At 32.5% G+C, this 26,421-nt stretch carries 25 protein-coding genes; 17 read left to right on the top strand and 8 right to left on the bottom strand.

Going from position 1 to position 26,421, the window contains the following annotated elements; all coding sequences use genetic code 11:
• Positions 1 to 331: 331 nt before the first annotated feature.
• Positions 332 to 505 carry a DUF2197 domain-containing protein gene (locus J5E45_RS03660; protein ID WP_080706854.1) on the bottom strand — a complete coding sequence of 58 codons (174 nt, stop codon included), beginning with the start codon at positions 503 to 505 and terminating at the stop codon, positions 332 to 334.
• Position 506: 1 nt separating this feature from the next.
• Positions 507 to 989 carry a hypothetical protein gene (locus J5E45_RS03655; protein WP_039066919.1) on the bottom strand — a complete coding sequence of 161 codons (483 nt, stop codon included), beginning with the start codon at positions 987 to 989 and terminating at the stop codon, positions 507 to 509.
• Between the two features lie 339 nt (positions 990 to 1,328).
• Between J5E45_RS03655 and J5E45_RS03650 the strand changes: the two genes are divergently transcribed.
• The 4 genes from J5E45_RS03650 (at position 1,329) to J5E45_RS03635 (ending at position 7,026) form a co-directional block, all read left to right on the top strand.
• The gene (locus tag J5E45_RS03650; protein WP_039066917.1) at positions 1,329 to 1,604 is read left to right on the top strand and encodes an Fpa/YlaN family protein; all 276 of its coding nucleotides are present in this window, start codon (positions 1,329 to 1,331) and stop codon (positions 1,602 to 1,604) included.
• 114 nt (positions 1,605 to 1,718) lie between these two features.
• Positions 1,719 to 1,898 carry a hypothetical protein gene (locus J5E45_RS03645; RefSeq protein ID WP_039066915.1) on the top strand — a complete coding sequence of 60 codons (180 nt, stop codon included), beginning with the start codon at positions 1,719 to 1,721 and terminating at the stop codon, positions 1,896 to 1,898.
• Positions 1,899 to 1,974: 76 nt separating this feature from the next.
• On the top strand, positions 1,975 to 3,210 hold the full coding sequence (ftsW, locus tag J5E45_RS03640; protein WP_039066914.1) for a cell division peptidoglycan polymerase FtsW: 1,236 nt from the start codon (positions 1,975 to 1,977) through the stop codon (positions 3,208 to 3,210).
• A gap of 360 nt (positions 3,211 to 3,570) precedes the next feature.
• Positions 3,571 to 7,026 (top strand): pyruvate carboxylase, encoded by a 3,456-nt coding sequence (locus J5E45_RS03635; RefSeq protein ID WP_180948505.1) that lies wholly within the window; start codon positions 3,571 to 3,573, stop codon positions 7,024 to 7,026.
• A gap of 328 nt (positions 7,027 to 7,354) precedes the next feature.
• Here J5E45_RS03635 and J5E45_RS03630 read toward each other — a convergent pair whose 3' ends face one another.
• Positions 7,355 to 8,263 carry a COX15/CtaA family protein gene (locus tag J5E45_RS03630; protein ID WP_039066911.1) on the bottom strand — a complete coding sequence of 303 codons (909 nt, stop codon included), beginning with the start codon at positions 8,261 to 8,263 and terminating at the stop codon, positions 7,355 to 7,357.
• Positions 8,264 to 8,548: 285 nt separating this feature from the next.
• Here J5E45_RS03630 and cyoE point away from each other — a divergent pair, with 285 nt between their 5' ends.
• Both cyoE and J5E45_RS03620 read left to right on the top strand, forming a co-directional pair.
• Complete coding sequence (gene cyoE / locus J5E45_RS03625) at positions 8,549 to 9,460, top strand: heme o synthase (RefSeq protein WP_039066910.1); 912 nt, start codon at positions 8,549 to 8,551, stop codon at positions 9,458 to 9,460.
• Between the two features lie 24 nt (positions 9,461 to 9,484).
• Positions 9,485 to 9,946 (top strand): DUF420 domain-containing protein, encoded by a 462-nt coding sequence (locus J5E45_RS03620; protein WP_039066909.1) that lies wholly within the window; start codon positions 9,485 to 9,487, stop codon positions 9,944 to 9,946.
• Between the two features lie 395 nt (positions 9,947 to 10,341).
• Here J5E45_RS03620 and J5E45_RS03615 read toward each other — a convergent pair whose 3' ends face one another.
• Positions 10,342 to 12,600, bottom strand: a complete 2,259-nt coding sequence (locus J5E45_RS03615) for an ATP-binding cassette domain-containing protein (protein WP_081325013.1) — start codon at positions 12,598 to 12,600, stop codon at positions 10,342 to 10,344.
• Positions 12,601 to 12,788: 188 nt separating this feature from the next.
• On the opposite strand from J5E45_RS03615, the gene J5E45_RS03610 reads away from it, so the two are divergent.
• Entirely contained in the window at positions 12,789 to 13,838 is a 1,050-nt protein-coding gene (locus J5E45_RS03610; protein WP_039066907.1) for a CAP-associated domain-containing protein, read from the top strand.
• Positions 13,839 to 13,855: 17 nt separating this feature from the next.
• Positions 13,856 to 14,290, top strand: a complete 435-nt coding sequence (locus J5E45_RS03605; RefSeq protein WP_039066906.1) for a YlbF/YmcA family competence regulator — start codon at positions 13,856 to 13,858, stop codon at positions 14,288 to 14,290.
• A 90-nt stretch (positions 14,291 to 14,380) separates the two neighbouring features.
• Here the strand turns inward: J5E45_RS03605 and J5E45_RS03600 are convergent, their stop codons facing one another.
• Entirely contained in the window at positions 14,381 to 15,301 is a 921-nt protein-coding gene (locus J5E45_RS03600; RefSeq protein WP_039066905.1) for a glycerophosphodiester phosphodiesterase family protein, read from the bottom strand.
• A 130-nt stretch (positions 15,302 to 15,431) separates the two neighbouring features.
• On the opposite strand from J5E45_RS03600, the gene J5E45_RS03595 reads away from it, so the two are divergent.
• Entirely contained in the window at positions 15,432 to 15,683 is a 252-nt protein-coding gene (locus tag J5E45_RS03595; protein WP_039066904.1) for a YlbG family protein, read from the top strand.
• A gap of 110 nt (positions 15,684 to 15,793) precedes the next feature.
• Here J5E45_RS03595 and J5E45_RS03590 read toward each other — a convergent pair whose 3' ends face one another.
• Positions 15,794 to 16,183, bottom strand: coding sequence for a DUF7147 family protein (locus tag J5E45_RS03590; protein WP_039066903.1), 390 nt, complete (start codon positions 16,181 to 16,183; stop codon positions 15,794 to 15,796).
• Between the two features lie 71 nt (positions 16,184 to 16,254).
• Between J5E45_RS03590 and rsmD the strand changes: the two genes are divergently transcribed.
• Positions 16,255 to 16,797, top strand: a complete 543-nt coding sequence (rsmD, locus tag J5E45_RS03585) for a 16S rRNA (guanine(966)-N(2))-methyltransferase RsmD (protein ID WP_039066902.1) — start codon at positions 16,255 to 16,257, stop codon at positions 16,795 to 16,797.
• Position 16,798: 1 nt separating this feature from the next.
• A complete protein-coding gene (coaD, locus tag J5E45_RS03580; RefSeq protein WP_039066901.1) occupies positions 16,799 to 17,284 on the top strand; it encodes a pantetheine-phosphate adenylyltransferase in 486 nt (161 codons plus the stop codon).
• 118 nt (positions 17,285 to 17,402) lie between these two features.
• Here the strand turns inward: coaD and J5E45_RS03575 are convergent, their stop codons facing one another.
• Positions 17,403 to 18,536: a nucleotidyltransferase gene (locus tag J5E45_RS03575; protein WP_208181600.1), complete on the bottom strand. Its 1,134-nt coding sequence runs from the start codon at positions 18,534 to 18,536 to the stop codon at positions 17,403 to 17,405.
• 126 nt (positions 18,537 to 18,662) lie between these two features.
• Between J5E45_RS03575 and J5E45_RS03570 the strand changes: the two genes are divergently transcribed.
• From J5E45_RS03570 to pheT, 6 genes are all read left to right on the top strand, one after another.
• Positions 18,663 to 19,211: a YceD family protein gene (locus J5E45_RS03570; RefSeq protein WP_039066899.1), complete on the top strand. Its 549-nt coding sequence runs from the start codon at positions 18,663 to 18,665 to the stop codon at positions 19,209 to 19,211.
• 80 nt (positions 19,212 to 19,291) lie between these two features.
• A complete protein-coding gene (gene rpmF, locus J5E45_RS03565; RefSeq protein WP_017724181.1) occupies positions 19,292 to 19,465 on the top strand; it encodes a 50S ribosomal protein L32 in 174 nt (57 codons plus the stop codon).
• Positions 19,466 to 19,595: 130 nt separating this feature from the next.
• Positions 19,596 to 20,540, top strand: a complete 945-nt coding sequence (locus J5E45_RS03560; protein WP_237282762.1) for a M23 family metallopeptidase — start codon at positions 19,596 to 19,598, stop codon at positions 20,538 to 20,540.
• 27 nt (positions 20,541 to 20,567) lie between these two features.
• Positions 20,568 to 21,308, top strand: coding sequence for a TrmH family RNA methyltransferase (locus J5E45_RS03555; RefSeq protein ID WP_039066897.1), 741 nt, complete (start codon positions 20,568 to 20,570; stop codon positions 21,306 to 21,308).
• A 332-nt stretch (positions 21,309 to 21,640) separates the two neighbouring features.
• On the top strand, positions 21,641 to 22,699 hold the full coding sequence (gene pheS / locus J5E45_RS03550; protein WP_039066895.1) for a phenylalanine--tRNA ligase subunit alpha: 1,059 nt from the start codon (positions 21,641 to 21,643) through the stop codon (positions 22,697 to 22,699).
• On the top strand, positions 22,699 to 25,101 hold the full coding sequence (gene pheT / locus J5E45_RS03545; protein WP_208181598.1) for a phenylalanine--tRNA ligase subunit beta: 2,403 nt from the start codon (positions 22,699 to 22,701) through the stop codon (positions 25,099 to 25,101). The genes pheS and pheT overlap by 1 nt, the downstream gene beginning before the upstream one ends.
• Positions 25,102 to 25,415: 314 nt before the next feature.
• Here the strand turns inward: pheT and rnhC are convergent, their stop codons facing one another.
• On the bottom strand, positions 25,416 to 26,354 hold the full coding sequence (rnhC, locus tag J5E45_RS03540) for a ribonuclease HIII (protein ID WP_039066890.1): 939 nt from the start codon (positions 26,352 to 26,354) through the stop codon (positions 25,416 to 25,418).
• Positions 26,355 to 26,421 lie beyond the last annotated feature (67 nt).

Here is a 26,421-nt window from a genome sequence, read left to right as displayed (position 1 = left end):
TGGGACATTAAGGTCTCAGCTCTATTTATTATTAAAGCGATAGCGTGATAATACGATGTTAATAAATAAGCCAGATTGTAAAAATGATGTCTCAGAAAATAAGCAAACCTTAAGTGATAGTTCGCCTAAGGTTTGTTTATTTATATATTATAATCTTTTTAGTGTAATTTAGTTAGTTATTTGGGCCGACTCCTGTAGGAAGCGCGCTAGTCGAAGACTACAGGCTAGGCAGTGGCCACGGAAAGCATGCATAAAAAACTGTCGACAAAGTCAGAAACTTTGTCGACAGTTTAAAATCAGCCCATCGCAAAAAAGAAGGTGCTGATTTATATTAACGATGGTCATAAGTAGTTACTTGGTTACGTTGTTTCGGTGTATCAAGTCTACTTTTACATTCATCACACATAAAAGTATGCATCGGGTCATTGCGTAATCTTTTAGCTTCTAAAGTATTTTGATCGATAAATACCTCAGTATCACAAATTATGCATTGAACTTTTTTCATATTAAATCACCTCGATATGAGTGACATACTTAAATTCGTATGAATAACCTTCTTCTGGAATATATACAAAGCTATCTACTGAATAATCGTCATATAATCTTTTCCCATCTTTTGCAAATTGGAAAAAAAGATATGGTAATAAGTCAATAGGTACTTCTATTGAATCATTGTCATTAGATAAGCGAATCGCTTTCGCATGATTAAATGGTTCTGCGTTTTTGAAAAACGGTGACATGTTAATAACAAATGAATTTTCTAAAACTGCTCTTTTTTTATATTTAATTTCAGAATTTAATGTTGGTGGATTAGTTTGTCCTTCTAAAATCGCTCTATTCCATTCACGGTTATCATCAAAATTGATAGGTTTGGTACCATCGAATGTGCCTTGCTCTAAGTCTTCTATTTGAACTTTTCTGTCGTCAAAAATCCAAGTTGTACTATCTAACGTAATTGGAAATTTAACTTCACCCTTAATTTGAATCATAATCCCACTCCTATTTGTATATCCTGTGTCTAAATTAAAACGGTAATAAGCAATGATTCGCAATTTGATTGAATCTGACTTTTTTGTGAACAAATACGTGTTAAAAATAAAATATATATATTATTTTTAAAGCAAAATATTCTGACAAAAACTAGCTAATATATCGTCATTGCTCGTCTTATACTTATTATCGTCATAAATTAAAGTCAAATAAATAATTGTCAATTTCAATTTTATCACAAATACTAGTATTACGTATATTCTTGAATTCACTTGCTTTTTGGTATGCATTAAGATAAACTCGTCATATAAAGTTACAATTGATAGGGGGAATATGTCTTGGTAAAAAATCAAAAAATTAATAATGCGGCATATGACCAGTTGAATAAAGATGCTGATAGGATTCTCCAACTTATTAAAGTACAAATGGATAATCTTACATTACCTCAATGCCCATTGTATGAAGAAGTACTTGATACACAGATGTTTGGATTACAAAAAGAAGTAGATTTCGCTGTACAACTTGGTTTAGTTGATAGAGAAGTGGGCAAAGATTTAATGCTTCGATTAGAAAAAGAACTTTCTAAATTGCATGATGCATTTACAAATGTTTAATTGGGTTAAATAAAATAGTTTTATAATTGGAATCGCGCTTTCAATATTAGAAAAATATGAAAACTTATATGGTGTGCAATATCAAACTACATAAGTATACTACAGGTGGCTAGGATGTCAATAATTGTTGATTATATCTTAGCCGCTTTTGTCGTGTTTATAAAGTTAAATCTACGAGCATTTAAAGCTCAATATTTTGTTATATTTATTCGAGAAATTGATAGAATGTTTGTTATAATGTTTAAAGCACAATTTATTTTACATAAAGCTAAAAAAGTTTTTAAAGACAACTAGGTTACTGAACATAAGTCGAATTAATAAAAGTATTTAGTTAGTGATAATAAATAATGAGAATTGGATGATATGTCAAATGAATAATGTAAAACAAATTTTTCGATATATAGGTCGAAATGCAAAATATATTGATTATCCGCTAGTCATTACCTATTTATTACTATGTTTAATAGGTTTGGTAATGGTTTACAGTGCAAGCATGGTCGCTGCGACTAAAGGGTCGTTGACAGGCGGTATATCGGTAGCTGGAACATACTTTTATACAAGACAATTGATGTATGTAATTATGAGTTTGATTATTGTATTTTTTATGGCTTTCTTTATGAACGTCAAATTTCTTGAAACGAGCAGATTCCAAAAAGGAATGATGCTTGGCATCGTAATATTGTTGGTTGCGACGTTATTGGTTGGAAGCAACATCAATGGTTCAAAAAGTTGGATTAATTTAGGTTTTATGAATTTACAAGCTTCCGAGTTATTAAAAATTGGTATCATTTTATATATACCATATATGATTGAAAAGAAACGGCCTAAAGTATTTAAAGAACCTAAATTACTAACATATCCTATCGTTTTATCTGGCTTATGTATTGGCCTTGTTTTATTACAACGAGATGTTGGTCAAACATTACTTATCATGATTATATTCTTCGCAATTTTATTTTATGCAGGTATTGGTGTTCAAAAATCGATCAAATACGGGTTGTTGATTATAGTAGGTATTGTAATTATTGGTTCGCTTTTCTTGTTGGTGGGACTAGTGCCGGATTATTTAACTGCAAGATTCAGCACGCTAACAAATCCATTTAGCCAAGAATCAGGAACAGGATATCACATTTCAAATTCATTGATTGCAATCGGTAATGGAGGATTATTAGGCAGAGGGTTAGGCAATAGTATTATGAAATTAGGTTATTTACCTGAGCCACATACAGACTTTATTTTTTCTATTATTTGTGAAGAGTTAGGTTTATTAGGTGGTTTATTCGTTATATGTTTACTCTTTTTTATTGTTTATAGAGCTTTTGAACTTGCAAGTAAAACAAATTCTTATTTTTATAAGTTAGTCTGTGTAGGAGTAGCAAGTTATATAGGAAGCCAGACTTTTGTTAACTTAGGTGGTATTTCTGGTACAATTCCATTAACTGGTGTCCCTTTACCATTCATTAGTTTCGGGGGATCTTCGATGATTAGTCTAAGTATAGCTATGGGGCTGTTATTAATAACTGCAAAACAAATTAAAATTGAACAAGCAAAATATAAAAAGACTAGAAAAAGTAGGACGCGAATTAATTCAGCTAGACGTTCTTAATAAAAGCAAACGTTTTGATACGAATGTATTGAAAACGTTTGCTTATTTTTTTACTTTTTTATAGTAATTTTGAAAAACTTTTAACAAAGTACAAAAATAATAAGTTAAACTTATTGTATTTAATAACTTTTTATTATGTTATTCTTATGATATAATTTTATAAGAAAGTGTTGATATCAAGGCGTTAAGTAGTTTCTAGCGACGTAATCATTAACTATCTCTTGAGGATAGATATATGTATTTTAAATTGTTTTAATATAATGGCTAAATATTTTTTACTGTCTAGATTGTTCGGATTTTGCTATAATGGTTTTTATATCAAACTTTTTTGAAAATTCTAAATTTAAGGGGGACCATGATGTGAAACAAATAAACAAGCTTTTAGTAGCCAATCGTGGTGAAATTGCAATAAGGATTTTTAGAGCAGCAACAGAATTAGATGTTAAAACAGTTGCTATTTATTCAAATGAAGATAAAGGATCTTTACATAGATATAAGGCTGATGAATCATACTTAGTGGGTAAGGATTTGGGGCCTGCTGAATCTTATTTGGACATTGAACGAATCATTGATGTTGCTAAGCAAGCAGGCGTTGATGCAATTCATCCAGGGTATGGTTTTTTAAGTGAGAATGAGACATTCGCAAAAAGATGTCAGGAAGAAGGCATCAAGTTTATAGGGCCACGTGTTGAGCACTTAGATATGTTTGGCGATAAAGTTAAAGCTAGAACGACTGCAATTAATGCAAATCTAACAGTTATTCCAGGTACAGACGGCCCAATTGATAATCAATCAGATGCGATTGCATTTGCAAATGAAGCAGGTTATCCATTGATGATAAAAGCTACGAGTGGTGGCGGTGGTAAAGGCATGCGTATCGTACGTTCTGAAGACGAGTTAGAAGATGCATTCCATCGTGCCAAGTCTGAAGCTGAAAAATCTTTTGGTAATAGTGAAGTTTATATTGAAAAATATATCGATAATCCAAAGCATATTGAGGTTCAAGTCATAGGTGATGAACACGGGAATATAGTGCATTTGTACGAACGTGACTGTTCAGTTCAAAGACGTCATCAAAAAGTTGTTGAAGTAGCGCCTTCAGTAGCGCTTGAAGATGATTTAAGAGAACGTATATGTGCTGCGGCTATTCAATTAATGGAAAATATCGACTATGTGAATGCTGGTACAGTAGAATTTTTAGTTTCTGGGGACGAATTTTATTTCATAGAAGTAAACCCACGTGTACAAGTTGAACATACGATAACTGAAATGATTACAGGCGTAGATATTGTTAAGACACAAATATTAGTAGCTGATGGCGAGAATTTATATGATGAAGCAATCAGTATGCCACAACAACAAGATATTCAAACGCTTGGTTATGCGATACAATGTCGTATTACTACTGAAGATCCTACAAATGATTTCATGCCTGATAGTGGGAGAATTATTGCTTATCGTTCAAGTGGTGGTTTTGGCGTAAGGTTAGATGCTGGTGATGGATTCCAAGGTGCTGAAATTTCACCTTATTATGATTCTTTATTAGTGAAATTATCAACACATGCAATGTCATTCAAACAAGCGAATGAAAAAATGGATCGCTCATTACAAGAAATGAGAATCCGTGGTGTTAAAACCAATGTTCCGTTTTTAATTAATGTTATGAGAAACGAACAATTTAAAACAGGTGATTATACAACTAAATTTATAGAAAAAACACCTGAACTTTTTGATATTGCGCCAACACTAGATAGAGGTACAAAAACATTAGAATATATTGGTAATGTATCAATTAATGGTTTTCCAAACGTAGAAAAACGACCAAAACCTATTTATGAAACATCACCTATACCACAAGTCTCTAAAAAAGAAGTTGCAGCGTTAGAAGGTACAAAACAACTATTAGATAGTAAAGGGCCAAAAGCCGTAGCTGAATGGTTAAAACAGCAAGATGATGTTTTAATAACCGATACGACATTTAGAGATGCGCATCAATCATTACTGGCAACGCGTGTTAGAACTAAAGATATGATGAACATTGCTTCGAAAACAGCACAAGTAATGAAAGATAGTTTCTCTTTAGAAATGTGGGGCGGTGCTACATTTGATGTAGCATATAACTTCTTGAAAGAGAATCCTTGGGAACGTTTAGAAAGACTTAGAAAGGCTATTCCAAACGTATTATTCCAAATGTTACTTCGTGCATCTAATGCTGTCGGGTATAAGAACTACCCTGATAATGTCATTGAAAAATTTGTTAAAGAAAGTGCTGAAGCTGGTATTGATGTCTTCAGAATTTTTGACTCATTAAACTGGGTAGATCAAATGAAAGTGGCAAATGAAGCTGTACAAAAAGCCGGTAAAATTTCAGAAGGCACTATTTGTTATACAGGTGATATTCTAGATCCAAATCGTTCGGATATTTACACATTAGAGTATTACGTGAATATGGCCAAAACACTGGAACGTGAAGGTTTCCATATATTAGCTATTAAAGATATGGCAGGTCTGCTAAAACCTAAAGCAGCAAATGAATTAATAGGTGAATTGAAAGCAGCGGTTAACCTCCCAATTCACTTACACACACATGACACAAGTGGTAATGGATTATTAGTCTATAAAGAAGCTATAGATGCAGGCGTAGATGTTATTGATACAGCTGTTGCATCAATGAGTGGATTAACAAGTCAACCTAGTGGTAATTCACTATATTATGCATTAAATGGTTTTGATAGAAATATGCGTGCTGATGTCGATGGCCTAGAAGCCTTGTCTCATTACTGGGGCACTGTACGTCAATATTATAATGACTTTGAAAGTGATATTAAATCACCGAATACTGAAATTTATAAGCATGAAATGCCAGGCGGTCAATATTCAAATCTTAGTCAACAAGCTAAGAGCTTAGGTTTGGGTAATAGATTTAATGAAGTAAAAGAAATGTATCAACGTGTTAACTTCTTATTTGGTGACATTGTTAAAGTAACACCTTCCTCTAAAGTTGTTGGGGATATGGCGTTATATATGGTGCAAAATGATTTAGACGAAGATACAGTGATAAAAGATGGTTATAAATTAGACTTCCCAGAATCTGTCGTTTCATTCTTCAAGGGTGATATTGGACAGCCTGTAAATGGCTTTAATAAACAGCTACAAAAAGTAATTCTAAAAGGACAAGAAGCAATTACAGATCGTCCTGGAGAATATTTAGAGCCTGTTGATTTTGAAGCGGTAAGAGAAGAATTAGAAGAAAAACAAGAAAGAGAAGTAACGGAGCAAGATATCATAAGTTATGTTTTATACCCTAAAGTTTATGAACAGTTCATTGCGACACAAGAACAGTTTGGGAATGTATCGTTATTAGATACACCTACTTTCTTCTTTGGAATGCGTTCAAACGAAACAGTAGAAATTGAAATTGATACAGGCAAACGCCTAATCATCACATTGAAAACTATTACGGAACCAGATGAAAAGGGAATTCGTACAATTTTCTATGACATGAACGGACAAGCTAGACGTATATTTATACAAGATGAAAATGTAAAAGCAAATGAAAGTGTTAAACCGAAAGCAGATAAATTGAATCCAAACCATATCGGTGCACAAATGCCAGGCTCAGTTACTGAAGTTAAGACTTCAATAGGTGAAACGGTTACAAGTGGACAAGCATTATTGATAACTGAGGCTATGAAGATGGAAACAACGATTCAAGCTCCGTTTGATGGCGTTGTGAAGCAAGTTACCGTACAAAGTGGCGAGGCAATAGAAACAGGAGATTTGTTAATTGAAATTGAAAAAGAACCTGTAGATTAAAATTTTAGCAAAATCTCTTATAACACATTTAAATTAAGCGGGTCGTGGAATCAAAATTGAAATTTCTGATTTCGTGGCCCGCTCTTTTATATGGCTCTATACTAAACAGGACAGATATAAAAATCAGTCCTGTTTTTTGATACAAAAAAAGCGCAAAAATATAGATAAAAGTTAATGAATTATGGGAAAATTATCAAGAAAACATTATGTTGTATTTAGATGATATAGCATGTGAGTATATGTCTGGAAAAGCATACAAAAAAACTGTCAACAAGGCTTTTAGCTTGTTGACAGTTTTTTATTTAATATAACATGTTTAAAGTTTTAGTTATCCGCCACTCCTAATTGTTCGTAACATCAATACAATAAAGTATGCTATGAAACCGAAGAGTAATGTTATGAATAAAGCGTGTAATAAGGCTATGAATAAATTAACTTCTGTAATAATAGACAATGCGCCAGTAATTACTTGCAGAATAACTAATATAAATGCTGCTGTATAGCCGTATCGTATTGTACGGTTGTCTTTATAATTATTTACTGCGTGAATGAACGTAATCATTATCCATATAAAGGCAATTAATGCCATCCCTCTATGAGTAAAATTCACCCAATCTTGGACATTGTGAGGCATTAAATCATTGAAAGGCAATGGCCATTGACCATAAGCTAAACTAGCTTCTTTATGTCTGACTAATGCGCCAGTATAAATTGTTAAATAAACGATAATTGCCATTATCCAAGTATAAATTCTTAATGGTTTTCTAATAAATAATTCATCCGCTTCATATTTGCGATCGATTTCAAAAATAATTAAAGTTAAAACAAATACTGAAGAAAATGAAATGAGCGAAATACCGAAATGTAACGCTAAAACATAAGCGTTTTGTTGCCACATTACTGCTGCAGCACCTACAAGTGCTTGTATTAGTAAGAAACCAACACTAATAATGCATAAAGATTTAACTTCTTTAATATAACCAATGTGCTTCCAAGCAACAATGACTAACCAGAGAACTATGATTAAAGATAAGCCAGAAACTGCACGATGACTTAATTCAATAATAGTTTGTATTGGTAAGTTCTCAGGTAAAAATGCGCCATGGCATAAAGGCCAATCGGATCCACAGCCATCTGCCGACCCAGTTTTAGTAACTAACGCGCCACCTAATTGAACAAAAGCCATAATTACAGCTGCCAACACGGATAACCATTTTAGGTTTTTTTTGTTAAACAAGAATTAACCCCCCACATAAAAATAAAACAGTTGAGAAACTAAAGTACAAATAGTTATTAAACATATAGCTAATGCCACTGTAATTATTTTATTCCATAATGATACATTTAAAGTTATTTTAATAAATCTCACATTTAATTATAACAATAAAAGTTATTTTAATTGTGTCACAAAAATGACTTTTTAGTAATGTCGTTAAAGTGTCACAAATAAGTTTACATAAATGTAGTCAATGTTACAAATTTAATATATCATTGTATTATATGGAAAATTAGGAGGGAAATTATGAACAAAGAACAAACTTTGGCGCATAATTCTAGTCGTGTGACTTTTAAAGAGTTGCAGCAAATTATCAAGATGGGATTAGTACAAGGTAATTTACTCCCTGCATTTGCTGGATCATGGTTAGCGATTGTGTTGGCAAATCATTCCTTCCTCTCGTCAATACCACAAATCTTAATGATGTTGGTGGGCTCTACGTTAATTATGGGGGGCGCATGTGCTTTAAATAATTACTACGATCAAGATATTGACAGTATCATGCCAAGTAAACAACAGAGACCAACAGTTAATGACAGAATTTCGAATAGAAATTTATTAATGCTCAGCTTTGGGATGATGCTAATAGGGGAAGCATTACTATTTGCGTTAAATATACCTTCAGGTGTAATCGGACTACTAGGTATAGTGGGTTATGTATCATTTTACTCAATTTGGTCTAAACGCCATACGGTATGGAATACGGTGATTGGTAGTTTTCCGGGTGCAGTTCCACCTTTAATTGGTTGGACAGCAATTGAAGGAAATATCAGTTTGATAGCAGTAGCACTATTTTTAGTGATTTTCTGTTGGCAACCTATCCATTTTTACGCTTTAGCAATTAAACGTAAAGATGAATATTCATTAGCAAATATTCCAATGTTACCATCAGTAAAAGGGTTTAAACGCACGAGAGTAAGTATGTTTTTATGGTTAGTATTCTTATTACCACTCCCATTTTTATTAAGTAGCTTAGGAACAACGTTTATAGTATTGGCTACACTATTAAATTTAGGATGGTTATATTTAGGATTAACAAGCTTTAAAAAGGATTCAGATCAAACAAAATGGGCAACAAAAATGTTTATATATTCATTAAACTATTTAGTGGTTTTCTTTGTACTAATTGTTGTCGTCTCATTAATTCAAATGTTTTAATAATTATAAATAAGGATGTAATATATGAATTTACCTATTTTACCTACAATCAGTACAAGCTTTATTGTAATTAGTGCAATCCTTGTCGCTATCGGTTGGCGCAAAATTTGGTTAAGAAAAATTGAAAGCCATAAAAAAGTAATGTTAGCTGCTGCTGGTTTTGCATTAGCTTTCTTTATTATTTACGCTTCAAGAACTATTTTTATTGGTAATACTGCATTTGGTGGTCCAGACTCGGTTAAGCTTTATTATACAATTTTCTTAGTTTTTCACATAAATTTAGCAACCATTGGTGGAGTTTTAGGGCTTTTACAAATCATTACTGCTTTTAAAGATAAGTTTAAAGTACATAGATTTGTCGGACCAATTGCTTCTATCATCTGGTTCTTCACAGCAATTACGGGCGTAGCTGTGTATTTATTACTTTATGTATTTTATCCAGGTGGAGAAACGACCTCATTAATTAAAGCGACATTCGGATTATAATTAACATTGAAAAATGTTAGTCTTTTATTTGAACTAGGGAATATAAAAAGGGTAACGGGCATAAATTTGTTATATAAACAGGTTTGATAGCCCGTTTCTATTTATTTACGATTAGAAAACAAAAAATTGAATTTCTAAATCGATAAGCACTACTTATACGTAATATATTAAAAAGCTATGAAGTTATCTATCTAGAAAGTTAGATTTCTTCATAGCTTTTTTAATTATAATATATAAGAGAGATTGATAGTGTAACTAACATATAAGAGGAATAAGTAAAAAATTAGTTTTGGCTTAAATCGTTTCTTTGTAAAAATAAATTGGGCAAATGATAACAATTTTTAAATAATTAACTGATTTACGATTCAAGTTATCACGCTATAATTTATTTAATATTAATTATCGATATATCTTTGTAAATGTCTCGCCGTAACGGAATCATTTATAGTTAATAAACCATGAGGTGCGCCTTGATAAAGTAATTTACCTCCTTTTTCTCCTGCAAACGGCCCGATATCAATAATCCAGTCAGCATGAGTCATCATTGTGAGATTATGTTCAATGATGACTACTGTATTGTTATTATAGATTAGGCTTTCGAAGCAATTTAATAGAATAGGAATATCATCTTCATGTAACCCAGTAGTGGGTTCGTCAAATACAAAAGTGTGTTGATGGACAGTTTGTGTTAAATATTTACTAAGTTTAACACGTTGTATTTCACCACCAGATAAAGTATCGAGTGTTTGACCTAAAGTCATATAATTTAAACCAGTAGATTTTAATGCTTCTAAATGTTGAGCAATATTTTTCTTTTCTTGAAAAAATGAAATTGCCTCATCTACTGTTAATGCTAAAATATCTGCAATATTATAACCTTTTATTTTTGCCTCTAATACTTCAGGTTTATAGCGTTTTCCATGGCACAAATCACAAGTTTGAGTAAAGTCTGGCATAAAGGCTAATTCTGTTTTGATGATACCTTTACCATGACATTCAGGACATGCACCTTCTGAGTTGTAACTAAACATTGCCTTTTTTAAATGTGTTATTTCACTAAAGTAAGTTCTCACATCATCAAATATATTCAAATAGGTGAGTAAATTTGATCTACTTGAAGCGTGTACGGGCTTTTGGTCAATAAAAATTGTGTTAGGTACTTGTTTTAAACCTGCATGTATCAGTGAACTTTTACCAGAACCAGCGACACCTGTCACTACAGTCATTGCTTGTTTGGGCATTTTAACAGATACGTCTTTTAAATTATTTCTATCGATGTGTTCTAAATTGATAAAATCATGGGAAGTTCTAGGATCTGATTTCAACTGATGCTGTTTACGTAATGCTATACCCGTATGTGTAGATGATTTTAATAATGATTCATAGTTTCCTGTAAAAGTAATTTCTCCTCCGTTTTTGCCTGCTAGTGGGCCTAAATCAATGATATAATCAGCAATACTTATAACATCAGGATCATGCTCAACAACTAAAACTGTGTTGCCTTTATCTTTTAATGATTGAATAATTTCGTTAATACGTTGTATATCATCAGGGTGTAAACCAATACTTGGTTCATCTATAATATAGACGAGGTCGCTGAGTGCACTATTAAGGTGTCTTATTAATTTAATGCGCTGTGATTCCCCGCCAGATAAAGTAGTTGTTTCTCTAGAAAGTGTTAAATAATTTAATCCAATATAGCTTAAAGAAGATAACTGTTGTTGCAATGGTTCGATAATCACTTTTGCCTTTGGAGAATTAATTTGTTTTATAAAATGTAAGGCTTCGTCTATGGATAAATTAGTAAAGTCTGCAATGTCTAAATCATTAATTTTACATTGTAATACATCAGGATTAAGTCTTTTACCAAGACATGTTGGACATTTTTTAGATGTGACTACGCGATCGATAGCGTCTTTAAATCTATTTTTTTCAAAGTTATCATTTAATAGGAAAGAGCGCCTAAACCGATGAATTAAGCCTTCAAATTTTGCTGTTTTTGGCCAATTCTCGGGTGGATTTTTTAATTTAGTTGGTTTTGTATAAAGTAATGTATTGAATTCGTCTTCAGTATAATCTTTTAATTTTTTGTCATTGTCAAAAAGTCCTGAATATAAATAACGTTTACCTCGCCAACTATCTGGTCTGAATGACGGGAATTGAATTGCATCTTCATTAAGTGATTTATCATAATCTAACAATTCATCTAAATCAATATTTTCCACATAACCTAATCCTGAACACTCGGGACACATACCCTTAGGATTATTAAAGGAGAATATATCTGAGTAACCAACAAATGGCTCACCAATACGGGACCACAGTAATCTGACAGAAGCATAAATATCTGAAATAGTACCAACTGTAGAGCGTGAATTACCTCCTAATCTTTTTTGGTTAATAATCATTGCTACTGGTAAGTGTTCAATTAAATCTACATTTGGTTTTGAAAATTGAGCTAATTGATGTTGTATGTATGTTGAGTAAGTTTCATTTAACAAGCGTTCTGACTCTGCGGCGATAGTACTAAAAACTAAAGAAGATTTTCCAGAGCCAGAACGCCCTGTAAATACGGTTATTTGGTGTTTGGGTATATCGACCGAAACATTTTTTAAGTTATTCTGTTTAGCGCCATGTACGCGAATTATTGACATAATCATTCACCTCTCCTAAGTCAGTATACCCCTAAAAGCATTGCATAATACTTAAATTAATTTAATAAGCTTATGCGTTTAGTAAATCAAATTCATTTTAATAATTCATCATTATATAATGACATACCTTGCTTGTGATATATTGAAACATGTACAATAAACAAAAGAGAACTATAGGTGGGTGAGTGATGAAAAAACTAATAATTAAAGTTATTGGTGTACTATTATTGATTTCTTTCTTGATATATCTTTTTTACTCGCCACGTTTGAAGTTTGATGTTTTGGAAAACCCAAATAAAAATTCGACCAAAACAACCCAAAACAAAGACTTTCAAGAAAGTGAGCAAAATGTTGAAAATCCAATGCCCAAGGAAGGTATAGGTACTTGGATTGGCCAAGACCTAAAAAAACTTACAGATACATATGGCCAAGCTGAAAGAGTGTACTCATATAAAGGTGATTTTAAAAATTATGTATTCAAAGAAAAAAACCAATATTATTTAGTTACAACTAAAGGTAATAGTATTAAATCTGTATACGCTACAGGAAAAGAAGCAAAAGTAAATCCGGTTAAAATTTCTGATGATGCTTCAAATGTATTTGAGAAATTTAGTATAAATCCAGAACCAACAATCAAATCAAATGGAAAAAAATATGAATTAGAAATTTCAGATTCTGACATGAAAACTCAAACACTTATAAAATTTAAAGATATTTATGCTCAAGTCTATATTGATCAACAAGCTAATAAAATTGTTGCAGTTAGGTATTTAGACAGTGATGCATTAGCAGCATTTAAACCTTATCAAATGTTGAGTGATAAAGAAGATGGAGAAGTTACGCGTAAACAAAAAGATTTGCCATATGAGCAAAATGCAAACCAATTGATGACATTATATGAAATTACAAATGAAATGAGAAGGTTAAAAGATGCTGAACCGTTAAGTATAAATAATGATTTAGCACACATTGCATCGTTTAACTTGTATGAAGCAATAGGTACTGATAGTGTTGAATTTACTGAAGATGCTTTAAAACAGCAATTAAATGAGCAAGAGATACCATTTGTATCTACGAGCCAAAACGTGGGTTATGATTTCAATGAAGTGCCAACACTTATTCATAGTTGGTTGAATTCGGATATTCATAGATCTAGAATGTTAAACTCAAAATATAATGAAATGGGTGGAGAAGTAACAAATGGTTACTATACGCTGATTTTTGTAGAAGATAAATAGTTAGGAGATAGTTGATTATGATAACTGAGGAAACGCTGACCGTACTCGATGAAATAGAAGATTTAAGTGATAAAATATTAGAATCTCGTTTGTATCAAGAATACAGACAGGCAGAACAAGCGCTTGCTAATAATGACGAAGCACATCTCCTGTACCAAGCCTTTTTAAAGTCAAAAGATAAATACGATGAAATTATGCGTTTTGGTAAGTATCATCCAGATTACCAAAACGTGATGTTAGATACGCGAAAACGTAAAAGAGCATATGAAATGTTACCTGTCGTCATGAACCACAAACAAAAAGAAGTCGCATTGCAAGAATTAATCGACCAAGTGATAGTGAAAATTGCATATGCAGTTTCTGAAAATGTAAAAATTGAAGCAGGAAACCCATTTTTCCAAAAAGATGCAGGTGGTTGTGCAACAGGCGGATCATGTAGTTGTTCTTTATAAATAAAAGAGTTACTTTAGTTATTGAGCTATAGAAACAGGGCAACGAAATCAAAATATACATTTTGGTATCGTTGCCCTATTTTTTATATTTTAGTGATAAGTATTTTTAAAACGTTGTGCTAAATCGGGTCTGTCAGTTATTAATGTATGCGCACCGTAAAAAACCAAATCGTTCATTAAATCAAGGTTGTTTACGCCACAATAAGCTGGGACGATATTACGCTCGTTTAACCATTTGATAAACTTAGGTGAAGTTAATTTTATGCCTTTGAATGATACAAACATTTGGAAAGTGTTGGCACGTGGTTGAAAAGTATTACCTAGTCCGGTGTAAAATTTTAACAATCCTTCTGCAACCTCATTTTGACTTGCGCCAATGGCTACAGTACCATTACTTATTATATTAAAGCGTTCAATTTGTTTGCTATAGAAGCTAGATACTAAAACGCGTTGTTGTGCGTTATTAGCAACGATAATTTCATAGATGATTTCAGGCGCAAGCTGACCTTGTTCACTTTTTGGATCATCTTGTAAATTGACGGTTATAAGTTGGTTTGGATACGTTTTTAATAATTCATCAAACGTTAATATTTTTGCATCTATATCGCCACGATAAGGCTGAATGCCATTAATATCGGTAAAATGATAACCAGCATCTAATTGTTTAAGTTCTGCTAAAGTATGCTCTGCTACTTTTCCGGAACCATTTGTAGTGCGGTCCACGTCAGCATCATAAAAAACAACAAGTTCTTGATCCTTTGTTAACCTTACATCTGTTTCGAACCCATCTATTTCGTGGGCAACTGCGTTATCAAAAGCTAATTTAGTTTGTTCAGGTCTAACTGCCATGCCACCGCGATGTGCAAAAATATATGGTGCGGGTTTAGAAAAGAAAGGTGGTATACTTTGATTATGTGGCTTAGTACTATATTTAGTGAAAAAGAAAATACTACCCATTAAACCTACTGTGCCTAAAAAACCGCCTTTAATTAGTTTGTTGAATTTTGTCACGAACATTCCTCCTCAAGTTGTGTATATAAAGTAATATAGCAAAAGTACAGGAGAGTTCAAAATAATTGTTATTTATAAATTGAAAAAGACATGATATTATATAATGGCTAATAATTGGAGTGATAAGAATATGAATATTATACCTAGAATAAGCTTGATTATATATTTGAAGCATATGAAACATGAAAGACAAATAAGAAAATTTGGGCATATTGTAAGTACAAATAGACAAGATCGTTTCGTAGTCATGTATATTAATGAGGCGGAAGCGGATGATGTTGTAAACAAATTGATGAAACTTAAATATGTTAAACATGTAGAAGGTTCACCTTATAAGTATTTGAAGAAAACTTATGAAAAAGAGCAACATGAGATAATGTAAGCATTACGTCAGATATAAAACATAAAGCTACAAAAGTTAAATGCATCAACTGATGAAAATATGGAAGCCACAATAGTACAACGTATGTCTAGTGTGGCTTATTTTTTTCTTTACTGTAAAGGTGGTATCCATCTTTGTAATCTCAAGACGCTTGTTAAATAATTGAAATACAGTTCAGTTTCGTGGAACAATTCGAGTGGTTGAACTTCAATCGCTTTTACGACTACATTATATTTAGCTGCTTGATTGTTGATCATTTCGAATTTTTTATTTGAGCTTGGATATGGATAATTAAGGGCATTAAGCATTATATACATTGCTTGGAAATGCTGTCCGCTGGTTGGTTTCATGACTAGTGCGACAGATGAACGTTGAGTTTTAGATTTAGGTGAATGGAAATAAATAAGGTGATCGATTCTTTCGAAGTTGTATTCGATTAATGTATTAAACTCAAACAAATCTGTTAGGCCTTCACCTAATTTTATAAAAGATTGTTTCATTAAATTGTTCCTCCTTACCTGTGCATTAAGCATTATATAAAATTTATTTTAAGAATGGAAGTGTGTATTGTATGAGAGTGATATCGGGTATACATAAAAGTAAAGCGCTTGAAAGTATGGAAGGGCGTAATACAAGACCAACAATGGATAAAGTAAAAGAAGGTATCTTTAATAGTTTACATGAAGTTTCAGGTATAGGTTTAGATTTATTTGCTGGTAGTGGTGCTTTAGGCATAGAAGCCTTGTCACGTGGTATGGATCAAATGGTTTTTGTCGATCAAAATTTTAAAGCAGTAAAAGTGATTAAAGCAAATTTAAAAATGTTAAATATCGAATCACAGGCAGAAGTATATAAAAACAATGCAGATCGCGCTTTAAAAGCATTGTCTAAACGAGATATCCAATTTGACGTGATATTTTTGGATCCACCTTATGAAAAAGGTTTGATAGATGAAGCACTTGAAGGTATCACAAAGTTTAATTTGTTAAAAGAAAATGGTATTATCGTTTGTGAGTTCCATCATCACGAAAATATAAAAACTGAGCCATTCCATGTGATAAAACGTTATCATTATGGATTGACAGATACTTTGTTATTAGAAAAAGGAGATTAAAATGTCTACAACTAAAGCAGTCATTCCAGGGAGTTTTGATCCAATCACATACGGTCATATCGATATTATAGATAGGAGTGCGGATCGTTTTGATGAGTTACATATTTGTGTTTTGAAAAATAGTAATAAAGCAGGCACTTTTTCAATTGAAGAACGTATTGAGCTAATTGAAGAATCAGTAAAACATTTAAATAATGTAACAGTGCATCATTTTAATGGATTGTTGGTTGATTTTTGTGACGAAATCGGTGCGCAAACAATAATCAGAGGATTAAGAGCTGTGAGTGACTTTGAATATGAGTTAAGACTAACATCTATGAACAAAAAGCTTAACAACAACGTAGAAACGATGTATATGATGACGAGTACAAATTATTCGTTTATAAGTTCCAGTGTAGTAAAAGAAGTAGCGGCGTATAAAGCTAACGTGTCAGATTTTGTGCCTGTACATGTTGAAAAAGCTTTGAATGAAAAATTTAAAAAATAACAAAAAGAGTGGTTCAATAATCTAATTGGTTATTTTGATTATTGAACCACTCTTTTTGAATAAATAAACAAATAGTTAAGATAACATCGATTACGAATTTGTATTGTATAGATCCGCTTTAAACACGTATAACAGGTGTATTGAAGTCATTGGCAGCTTCACCTGAAATAAGGTTATAAATTTTTGTTCCATGTATTTCATGTTTGAAAAAATGTGCATTTTGCTTATTGAGCTGAGTAATGAAATTGCGTTCAGGAAAAAGTTGCTTCAACTGCTTTAAATATTGCTGGCCTTTTTGAGTCATACCTAATACCCTAACGGCATGTATTGCTTCAGGTTTTTGTTGCTGTTTAAAATTCAATAAAATATTCATTAATAATCTTTGAATATGTGTATAGGTAAATCGTTTCGTTTTTAATAGTGCCATAAAATGTTCGAAATCTTTTGCTTGGTCAATAAATTGAATAATACGATTTTCGAAACCTTCACTCATGGTGTAAATTTGGTTTAAGGAATCTGTATCTTGGCTTAATATTGCATATTTTAAATAGTGAAATGTGTCAGAAACTGAAACATTTGGAATAGTATAGTAGGGGTGCACAGATTCAGGGACTACTTGTTTCCATTGGGTATTAGCATTTTGAAGTGATTTGCGAATTGACGTGCCACTAGCAAAACTTAAGTTTGCTATCTCTTCTTCATGATGTGCACTTTGTAAACGTGATATGGTCCATGGTTGTATTGTTGGCGCCCATTTTTGAATTGCTCTGATATAAGAAATACCTAGTGTATTGTTTGGTGAAGATAGTAACTCATTATTAGTTATTAGTTCACTTAGGATTCTAGGATAACTTTTGCCTTCTTTTGTTTTTTCGGCAAATTGTAATGATTGTTCTGTATTTGAGATATCTTCTGCTAGTGTCAGAAAAGCATCAATGTTTCCAGACTCACTACCAAAAGATAAATGATCAATATTTAAATAATCAGCAACTTTTACGGCTAATTCAGCAAAATATTGTCCTGCTGATAACGATGCAAAGATAGGAAGTTCAATTACCAAGTCGACCACACTTAGTGCCATACGCGTGCGTTTAAATTTATTATAAATTGCTGGTTGTCCTCTCATCACAAAGCTTCCACTCATTATTGCAACAGTAACTTCAGAGCCGGTTGTTGACTTTGATTGTTGAGCATGATATAAGTGACCATTGTGGAAAGGATTATATTCAGTGATTAGTGCAACACTTTTCATTTGCAATTCTTCCTTTCAGAATTCATTATAGTTATTGTAACAGATATAATTGTGTTAAGAAAAAATCTTGACAACTTATGTCTATAAAGTTAAAATAAATTTTGTGCTTGATAGAGGTGAAGCCATATGAAATGGTCAATAACACAATTAAGAAAATTCCAAGATAAACCATTTGAGTTCCATCAAACGGTTAATTTTGATCATTTAGTAAAATCATTAGATTTAATAGATCTATCTGATATTGATGTTGAGGGTAAATTAACCGTCAGATCAAATGAAGTCATTGCAGATATGCATATAACAGGAACATACACAATGGCGTGTGCACGTACATTGGTTCCAGTTGAAGTTCCTTTAGATATTAACTCTCAAGAGATTTTTGATTTAGAAGGATATGAGCAATATGGCAACGATGAAGAAGATGATGAACATTACCATGATGCAACAAACGGTATGATAAATCTAAAGGATATTGCTGAAGAATTAGTTATTATTGAAAAGCCAATGCGTGCTTTTTCAAATGAAAGCGATCAGATGTTACGAGAAGGTAATGGTTGGGAAGTTATTGACGAAGAACAAGCGATTGAACTTGCACAAGAGAAGGAATCTTCCGAATCAGAGCAAATCGATCCTAGGCTTCAAAAACTACAACAATTATATGACGAAGAGCAATAGCAGATTTAAGTAATCTATAGTATAATGGATTATTGAATCTAAAAATATCTATTTAGTGTTTGAATATAAGGAGGATTATCATGGCAGTACCAAAAAGAAGAACGTCTAAAACAAGAAAAAATAAACGTCGTACGCATTTAAAAATTTCAGTACCTGGTATGACAGAATGCCCAAATTGTGGAGAATACAAATTATCTCACCGTGTATGTAAGAACTGTGGTTCATACAATGGCGAAGAAGTTGTATCAAAATAATTTCAATAATTTAAAGGTTATGTTTTAACCTAATCAAATCGTTCATTAATTATTCACTTGATAATTTTTGAACGATTTTTTATTTTAAAGATAGAAATTTTTTTATTATCAACTGATGGGTTGTGTAAAAATGATGGAAACAATAAATGCGCAAATTATTATAAATAAGATAGAAAACAATGATGTTCAATGGCTATACAATCATTTTAGTGATTATTTTCAAGATGTTACGTCTATAAATGATTTGGAAAAAATATTAAGTAATTATAATGCCATTAGAGGTCAAAATCATTTATATAGACACTTACATATAAATCGACATCAAGAATTTATTTGGTTTGATGATAACCTGAGCACGGGTGTAAGTGTTTTTTTAAACAAATATCAGGAAATTATCGGAATGACGTTGTTACCGATTAAACATATACGTGGTATAAAACAATCAAAACAACATTACACGATACCAATTAAATCCAAATGTCTTGTCTATTGGGGCGGCGACAATGAGTTAATCAATTATCATTATCAATATAAAAATCAGAGATTAGCAATGGATCTTATAAAAATTGAAGATGGATGTACATATAAAGGTGATTTAAACCAATGTGAGAATTATCATATTTATGATTCGCCGATTGTTGCTCCAGCAAATGGTGTTGTTGAAGAAATAGTCGACGGAATCCCAGATAGTATACCAGGTGAGATGAATACAGTTCATCCCGAAGGAAATTATATAGTTATAAAACATGGGCCCAAAGAATATAGTCTGATTGCACACATTAAACCACATTCATTTAAAATTGAAAAAGGTGATGAATTATTACGTGGTCAACATATAGCTAATGTTGGTAATTCGGGTAATTCATCTGAACCACATATTCATTTTCAAGTAATGAATGATAAAAACTTGCAAGTAACACAAACATTGAAAATTCAATTCCTTAATGATATTTCCCCTGTTAAAGGAGACGAAATAACTTATAATGGTGATAGTGTATTAGTAGAAAAAGAACAACCGTTTTCTAAAATCGCAAAAAATATTCATACAAATATTACACATTTATTCAGAGGTTGAAAAATAAAATGATAAAGAGGCTATGCTATGGAAATGATTACTTCAGCACAAAATAGTAAAGTTAAAAGCGCGAATAAATTAAAAAAGAAACGCGAAAGAGATAAAACTGGATTAGCACTTATTGAAGGTTACCACTTAATCGAAGAAGCTTATAAAAGTAATTTGATAATCCAACAATTATACGTTGTCGATGCAGATAGATTGGATGATAAATTAAAAGATTATGCACAAGAAGTATTTGAAATTAACCTGAAAGTTGCAGAAGTATTATCAGGTACAGTGACACCACAAGGTTTTTTCGCTGTTATTGAAAAACCTGAATATGAAATTACTTCTGCTAAACAAGTGTTACTTATTGATTGTATACAAGATCCAGGTAATTTAGGTACTTTAATTCGTACTGCAGATGCGGCAGGGTTAGATTTAATAGTGCTTGAAAAAGGCACTGCAGATCCTTATCAGGATAAAGTATTACGTGCAAGCCAAGGAAGTGTATTTCATTTACCTATTGTCACAAAAGATTTAAGTGAGTTTATTGAAAATTTTGAAGGCGAAGTATACGGTACAGCATTAGAGAATGCAGTAGATTACCATCAAGTTTCAAGTCAAGATGCATTTGCATTATTATTAGGCAATGAAGGCGATGGCGTAAATCCAAAATTATTAGAACAAACCACACAAAATTTAATAATTCCGATTTATGGTAAAGCTGAAAGCTTAAACGTTGCCATTGCAGGAAGTATTGTAATGTATCACTTGAAAGGTTGACCCTTTTGTGAATAATCGTATATAATAAAGAGAATGAAATTTAAATAATTACCGATAAAAAGACGTAAACTATAATATACAGATGCTTAAGGGAGATTATTCAAGACTGAAAGATAATCCACTGTATTTAGTTTTTTTCACCTTTTTGGTTACTTAAAGAAATTTAAGTCGGATATCATTTCCGTTATCAATGACAACAAGTGTATGCTTATGCATAAATTTGGGTGGTACCACGGAAGGCTTTCGTCCCAGTTTCAAGGGATGAAAGTCTTTTTTGTGTGGTTTTTTAATTTAAATAACTCGATCATATTTAAAAAATAGGAGGGCTAAGTATGACACAAACAGAAGCTATGTCAGAAATAAAACAACAAGCATTAGTGGATATCAATGAAGCTCAAAATGAAAAAGAATTACAAGATGTAAAGGTTAAGTATTTAGGAAAAAAAGGTTCAGTTACTGGATTAATGAAGCATATGAAAGATCTACCGAATGAAGAAAAGCCTGCCTACGGTCAACAAGTAAATGAAGTGAGACAGACAATTGAAGGCGAAATTGACTCACGCCGTGAATTGTTAGCAAACGAACAATTAGAACAACAACTTAAAGAAGAACAAATCGATGTGACATTACCTAGCCGTAAAATTGCTAATGGTGCAAAACATCCATTAACACGCACAATCGAAGAAATTGAAGATTTATTCTTAGGTCTTGGTTATGAAATTGTAGATGGCTTTGAAGTAGAGCAAGATTATTATAATTTTGAAGCATTAAATTTACCAAAATCTCATCCAGCTAGGGATATGCAAGACAGTTTTTACATAACTGATGAAATATTAATGCGTACACACACATCTCCAGTTCAAGCAAGGACTATGGAAAAACGTAATGGACAAGGGCCTGTTAAAATTTTATGTCCAGGAAAAGTTTATCGCCGTGACTCAGATGATGCTACACATAGTCATCAATTTACACAAATTGAAGGATTAGTTGTAGATGAAAATATTAAAATGAGTGATTTAAAAGGGACATTAGAATTATTGGCAAAACAATTATTCGGTGAAGATAGAGAGATTCGCTTACGTCCAAGCTATTTCCCATTTACAGAACCTTCAGTAGAAGTAGATGTATCTTGCTTCAAGTGTAAAGGAGAAGGTTGTAATGTATGTAAACAAACAGGGTGGATTGAAATTTTAGGTGCTGGAATGGTACATCCTAACGTACTTGAAATGGCAGGATTTGATTCAACTAAATATTCTGGTTTTGCATTTGGAATGGGTCCAGACCGTATTGCAATGTTGAAATATGGTATTGAAGATATAAGACATTTCTATACCAATGATGTACGTTTCTTAAATCAATTTAAAGCAGTAGAAGATAGAGGTGAAAAATAATGTTTATTTCAAAAGAATGGTTAGAATCATATGTTGAGGTTGATCAACCTGTTAACGTGCTTGCTGAACGTATCACACGAACTGGTATTGAAGTAGACGATATTATTGATTATACAAAAGACATTAAAAATCTAGTTGTAGGCTATGTACAATCAAAAGCGACACACCCTGATGCCGATAAACTCAATGTTTGCCAAGTTGATATTGGTGAAGAAGAACCAGTCCAAATCGTTTGTGGCGCACCTAATATAGATGCCGGTCAAACAGTTATTGTTGCAACGGTTGGAGGTAGATTACCAGGTGGAGTGAAAATTAAACGTGCAAAGTTACGTGGAGAACGTTCAGAAGGCATGATTTGTTCACTTCAGGAAATTGGTGTACCAACAAACTTAGTGCCTAAACAATTCGAGGACGGTATCTATGTATTTTCATCAGAAGTGACGCCTGGTACTGATGCGTTGACTGCGTTATATTTAGATGATCAAGTTATGGAATTTGATCTTACACCAAATAGAGCTGATGCATTGAGTATGATTGGTACAGCCTATGAGACGGCAGCGTTATATAATGTGCCAATGGTAAAACCAGAAACCCAAAGTAATGAAAATAATGAACAAACTGCTGATGAAATCAGTGTAACTATTCAAAATGAAGATAAAGTACCTTATTATAGTGCGCGTGTCGTAAAAAATGTAACTATCGAACCTTCACCAGAGTGGATGCAAATGCGTTTGATTAAAGCAGGCATCCGTCCGATTAATAATGTAGTTGATATATCAAACTATGTTTTAATTGAATATGGCCAGCCGTTACACATGTTTGATAAAGACCAAATTGGTTCTAAACAAATCGATGTTCGCCAAGCAAAAGAAGGTGAAATTATAACAACATTAGATGATCAAGAACGTAAATTAGTAACATCTGATATCGTGATCACTAACGGTAATTCACCAATTGCTATTGCTGGTGTGATGGGCGGAGACTTCTCAGAGGTAACTGAAGCGACAACAAATGTTGTTATTGAAGGTGCTATATTTGATCCAGTATCAATTCGCCATACATCAAGACGATTGAATTTAAGAAGTGAAGCTTCTAGCCGTTTTGAAAAAGGAATTGCTACAGAATTTGTAGACGAAGCGGTTGATCGTGCTTGTTATTTACTGCAAACATACGCAGGTGGTACTGTTACACAAGGACGTGTCGCTGAAGGTGATTTGGGTGAGTTTGTAACACCTATTGATATTTCGGTTTCAAAAGTTAATCAAACAATTGGTTTTGAACTAGCTGCAAAAGACATTGAAGCTATCTTCGTGCAACTTGGTTTTGAAACAACGAACACTGATGATGTACTAACTGTTATGGTGCCTTCACGTCGTAAAGACATCACAATTAAAGAAGATTTAATTGAAGAAATCGCACGTATATATGGTTATGATGAAATTCCTTCAACACTACCAGTATTTGAACATGTTACTCATGGTTCTTTAACAGATAGACAGTCTAAGTCTCGTATTGTAAAAGCGTCTTTAGAAGGTGCAGGCTTAAACCAAGCTATTAATTATTCACTTGTCGATAAAGAACGAGCTAACCACTTTGCATTGCAAAACCGTGATACAGTTGCGTTGTTAATGCCAATGAGTGAAGCACATTCTACGTTGCGTCAAAGTTTGATTCCACATTTAATTGATGCTGTTGCATATAATGTAGCACGTAAAAATACCCAAGTGCGCTTATATGAACTTGGTCGTGTCTTTTTTGGTAACGGTGAAGGTGAATTACCAGATGAGGTTGAATATTTAAGTGGTATCTTAACAGGTGATTATACAGTGAACGCTTGGCAAGGTAAGAAGGAAGAAATAGACTTCTTCATAGCTAAAGGTATTGTGGATCGAGTGGCTGAGAAGTTAGATATACAATTTGAATATGAAGCTGGCGAAATTAACGGTTTACACCCAGGTAGAACGGCTTACGTGAAATTAAATGGAAAAATTATTGGATTTGTAGGAGAATTACATCCACAAATTGAAAAAGACAATGATTTAAAACGTACTTACGTATTCGAGTTGAATTATGATGAATTAATGGCAGTATCTGTAGGTTATATTAATTATCAACCAATACCTAGATTCCCAGGCGTATCAAGAGATATTGCATTAGTTATTAACCGCGATATGCCTTCAGCAAAATTAGTAAATACAATTCAGCAAAACGGTGGCGATATATTACAAGAAGCTGAAGTATTTGATGTTTATGAGGGGGAACATGTCGCTGAAGATGAAAAATCAATAGCAATTCGTTTATCATATTTAGATACTGAAGATACACTTACGGATGATAAAGTGAATGCGGTACATGAAGCAATATTGACTGCTTTACAAGCAGAAGGTGCTACAATTAGATAGTCATACTTAAATTGCTATATGCTTTTAATACTATAAAAAATATAGAATATAGTTGAAAGTGGTTTAAAGTAAACATATAAACTAAAAACACACCTCCATTGACGTGCACTTCTAAAAGTTAGATTTTAGTCCAACTTTTGGGATTAAGTACGATTTCAAACATGGAGGTGTGTTTTATATTTATATCAGATTATTTGATGTATTAAATAAGACCTACTAGATTTACAGTGTAACTAGAAAAATCTTTCAATGAACGCGTCATAATGTTAAGAGAAGATAATGGTAAATGATAGGTTGAAAGTAGTGTTATTTTCTTATTTATATTTTTTTTGTACTAAGTTTTCAGCCTTTTGTCTATTTGCAAAATGTTTTTTTGAAATACTATCAAGATAAGCTATGCCTTTACGCTCAATTAATTTAGCGGCGGTTAAGTCAACTTTGTTACTCGCACCTTTAGGGATTTCCATTTTTGCTGCACGAGATAAACTATCCATATGTTTAACGAACGCATATCGTGAGATAATACTTGCAGCTGCAATGGCAATGGATTTTGATTCTCCTTTAGTTTCGAATTTAGTTTTACTACTAAATGGTAGTTCGCTCAACGCGTAGCGTTTGTATACGCCAGGCTCAGCGAATTGGTCAATGACAATATAATCTAACTCCTCCGTATCAATTTTTTGTGTCACATTTTTAATAGCTTCATTGTGTAACACAGCTTTCATTTTCACTTGAGACCACCCAGCTTTTTGTTTTTCGTTATATTTCTCATTGTTCATTGTTAACAATGAGTGAGGGATAAAAGTTACAAGTTGTTCTGCTAGTTCAACAATCTTAGCATCAGTTAATCTTTTGGAGTCATCTACGCCTAATGTTTTTAAGATTTGAATATTTTTTTTAGAAACATAAGCGGCACATACCGTAAGCGGTCCAAAGTAATCTCCACTGCCAGCTTCATCACTTCCTATACATTGATAGCGGTTATATTGTATTGTTTGTTGTGAATTTGATGATTTAGATGTTTTAGTTGCGTTTTTTTTAGTGGGAATGGCATTTGGTAATAATTGGGCTGCGATGGATTCAGCATCTTTACCTTGAAACATTACCTTATTTGAATTATATACAGAAATAGATGTATTTTTATATTTTGTTTTAGCTTTCATACCTTGAGATACATTTGTAGTATCAAAAGGTATTTTCGACAGTAATTGGTCGATTTGTTGTTTAGTTAGTTTGTGTACAACATTAGACATGTTATTGACCTCGCTTTATATAAGTATCTTAATTAAAATTTAGACATTTAATATCATATCACACGTA

Origin of the sequence: Staphylococcus shinii, from assembly GCF_017583065.1 — a bacterium.
Lineage (GTDB): Bacteria > Bacillota > Bacilli > Staphylococcales > Staphylococcaceae > Staphylococcus > Staphylococcus shinii.
Note: the sequence above shows the minus strand (reverse complement) of the source record. Positions and strands in the feature narration are given on the sequence as shown.

Excerpts from the sequence above, each read along its gene's own strand:
- J5E45_RS03660 (WP_080706854.1), bottom strand. The coding sequence starts at position 505 with ATGAAAAAAGTTCAATGCATAATTTGTGATACTGAGGTATTTATCGAT.
- J5E45_RS03655 (WP_039066919.1), bottom strand. The coding sequence starts at position 989 with ATGATTCAAATTAAGGGTGAAGTTAAATTTCCAATTACGTTAGATAGT.
- J5E45_RS03645 (WP_039066915.1), top strand. The coding sequence starts at position 1,719 with ATGTCAATAATTGTTGATTATATCTTAGCCGCTTTTGTCGTGTTTATA.
- ftsW (WP_039066914.1), top strand. The coding sequence starts at position 1,975 with ATGAATAATGTAAAACAAATTTTTCGATATATAGGTCGAAATGCAAAA.
- cyoE (WP_039066910.1), top strand. The coding sequence starts at position 8,549 with ATGAACAAAGAACAAACTTTGGCGCATAATTCTAGTCGTGTGACTTTT.
- J5E45_RS03620 (WP_039066909.1), top strand. The coding sequence starts at position 9,485 with ATGAATTTACCTATTTTACCTACAATCAGTACAAGCTTTATTGTAATT.
- J5E45_RS03615 (WP_081325013.1), bottom strand. The coding sequence starts at position 12,600 with ATGTCAATAATTCGCGTACATGGCGCTAAACAGAATAACTTAAAAAAT.
- J5E45_RS03610 (WP_039066907.1), top strand. The coding sequence starts at position 12,789 with ATGAAAAAACTAATAATTAAAGTTATTGGTGTACTATTATTGATTTCT.
- J5E45_RS03605 (WP_039066906.1), top strand. The coding sequence starts at position 13,856 with ATGATAACTGAGGAAACGCTGACCGTACTCGATGAAATAGAAGATTTA.
- J5E45_RS03595 (WP_039066904.1), top strand. The coding sequence starts at position 15,432 with ATGAATATTATACCTAGAATAAGCTTGATTATATATTTGAAGCATATG.
- J5E45_RS03590 (WP_039066903.1), bottom strand. The coding sequence starts at position 16,183 with ATGAAACAATCTTTTATAAAATTAGGTGAAGGCCTAACAGATTTGTTT.
- rsmD (WP_039066902.1), top strand. The coding sequence starts at position 16,255 with ATGAGAGTGATATCGGGTATACATAAAAGTAAAGCGCTTGAAAGTATG.
- coaD (WP_039066901.1), top strand. The coding sequence starts at position 16,799 with ATGTCTACAACTAAAGCAGTCATTCCAGGGAGTTTTGATCCAATCACA.
- J5E45_RS03575 (WP_208181600.1), bottom strand. The coding sequence starts at position 18,536 with ATGAAAAGTGTTGCACTAATCACTGAATATAATCCTTTCCACAATGGT.
- J5E45_RS03570 (WP_039066899.1), top strand. The coding sequence starts at position 18,663 with ATGAAATGGTCAATAACACAATTAAGAAAATTCCAAGATAAACCATTT.
- rpmF (WP_017724181.1), top strand. The coding sequence starts at position 19,292 with ATGGCAGTACCAAAAAGAAGAACGTCTAAAACAAGAAAAAATAAACGT.
- J5E45_RS03560 (WP_237282762.1), top strand. The coding sequence starts at position 19,596 with ATGATGGAAACAATAAATGCGCAAATTATTATAAATAAGATAGAAAAC.
- J5E45_RS03555 (WP_039066897.1), top strand. The coding sequence starts at position 20,568 with ATGGAAATGATTACTTCAGCACAAAATAGTAAAGTTAAAAGCGCGAAT.
- pheS (WP_039066895.1), top strand. The coding sequence starts at position 21,641 with ATGACACAAACAGAAGCTATGTCAGAAATAAAACAACAAGCATTAGTG.
- pheT (WP_208181598.1), top strand. The coding sequence starts at position 22,699 with ATGTTTATTTCAAAAGAATGGTTAGAATCATATGTTGAGGTTGATCAA.
- rnhC (WP_039066890.1), bottom strand. The coding sequence starts at position 26,354 with ATGTCTAATGTTGTACACAAACTAACTAAACAACAAATCGACCAATTA.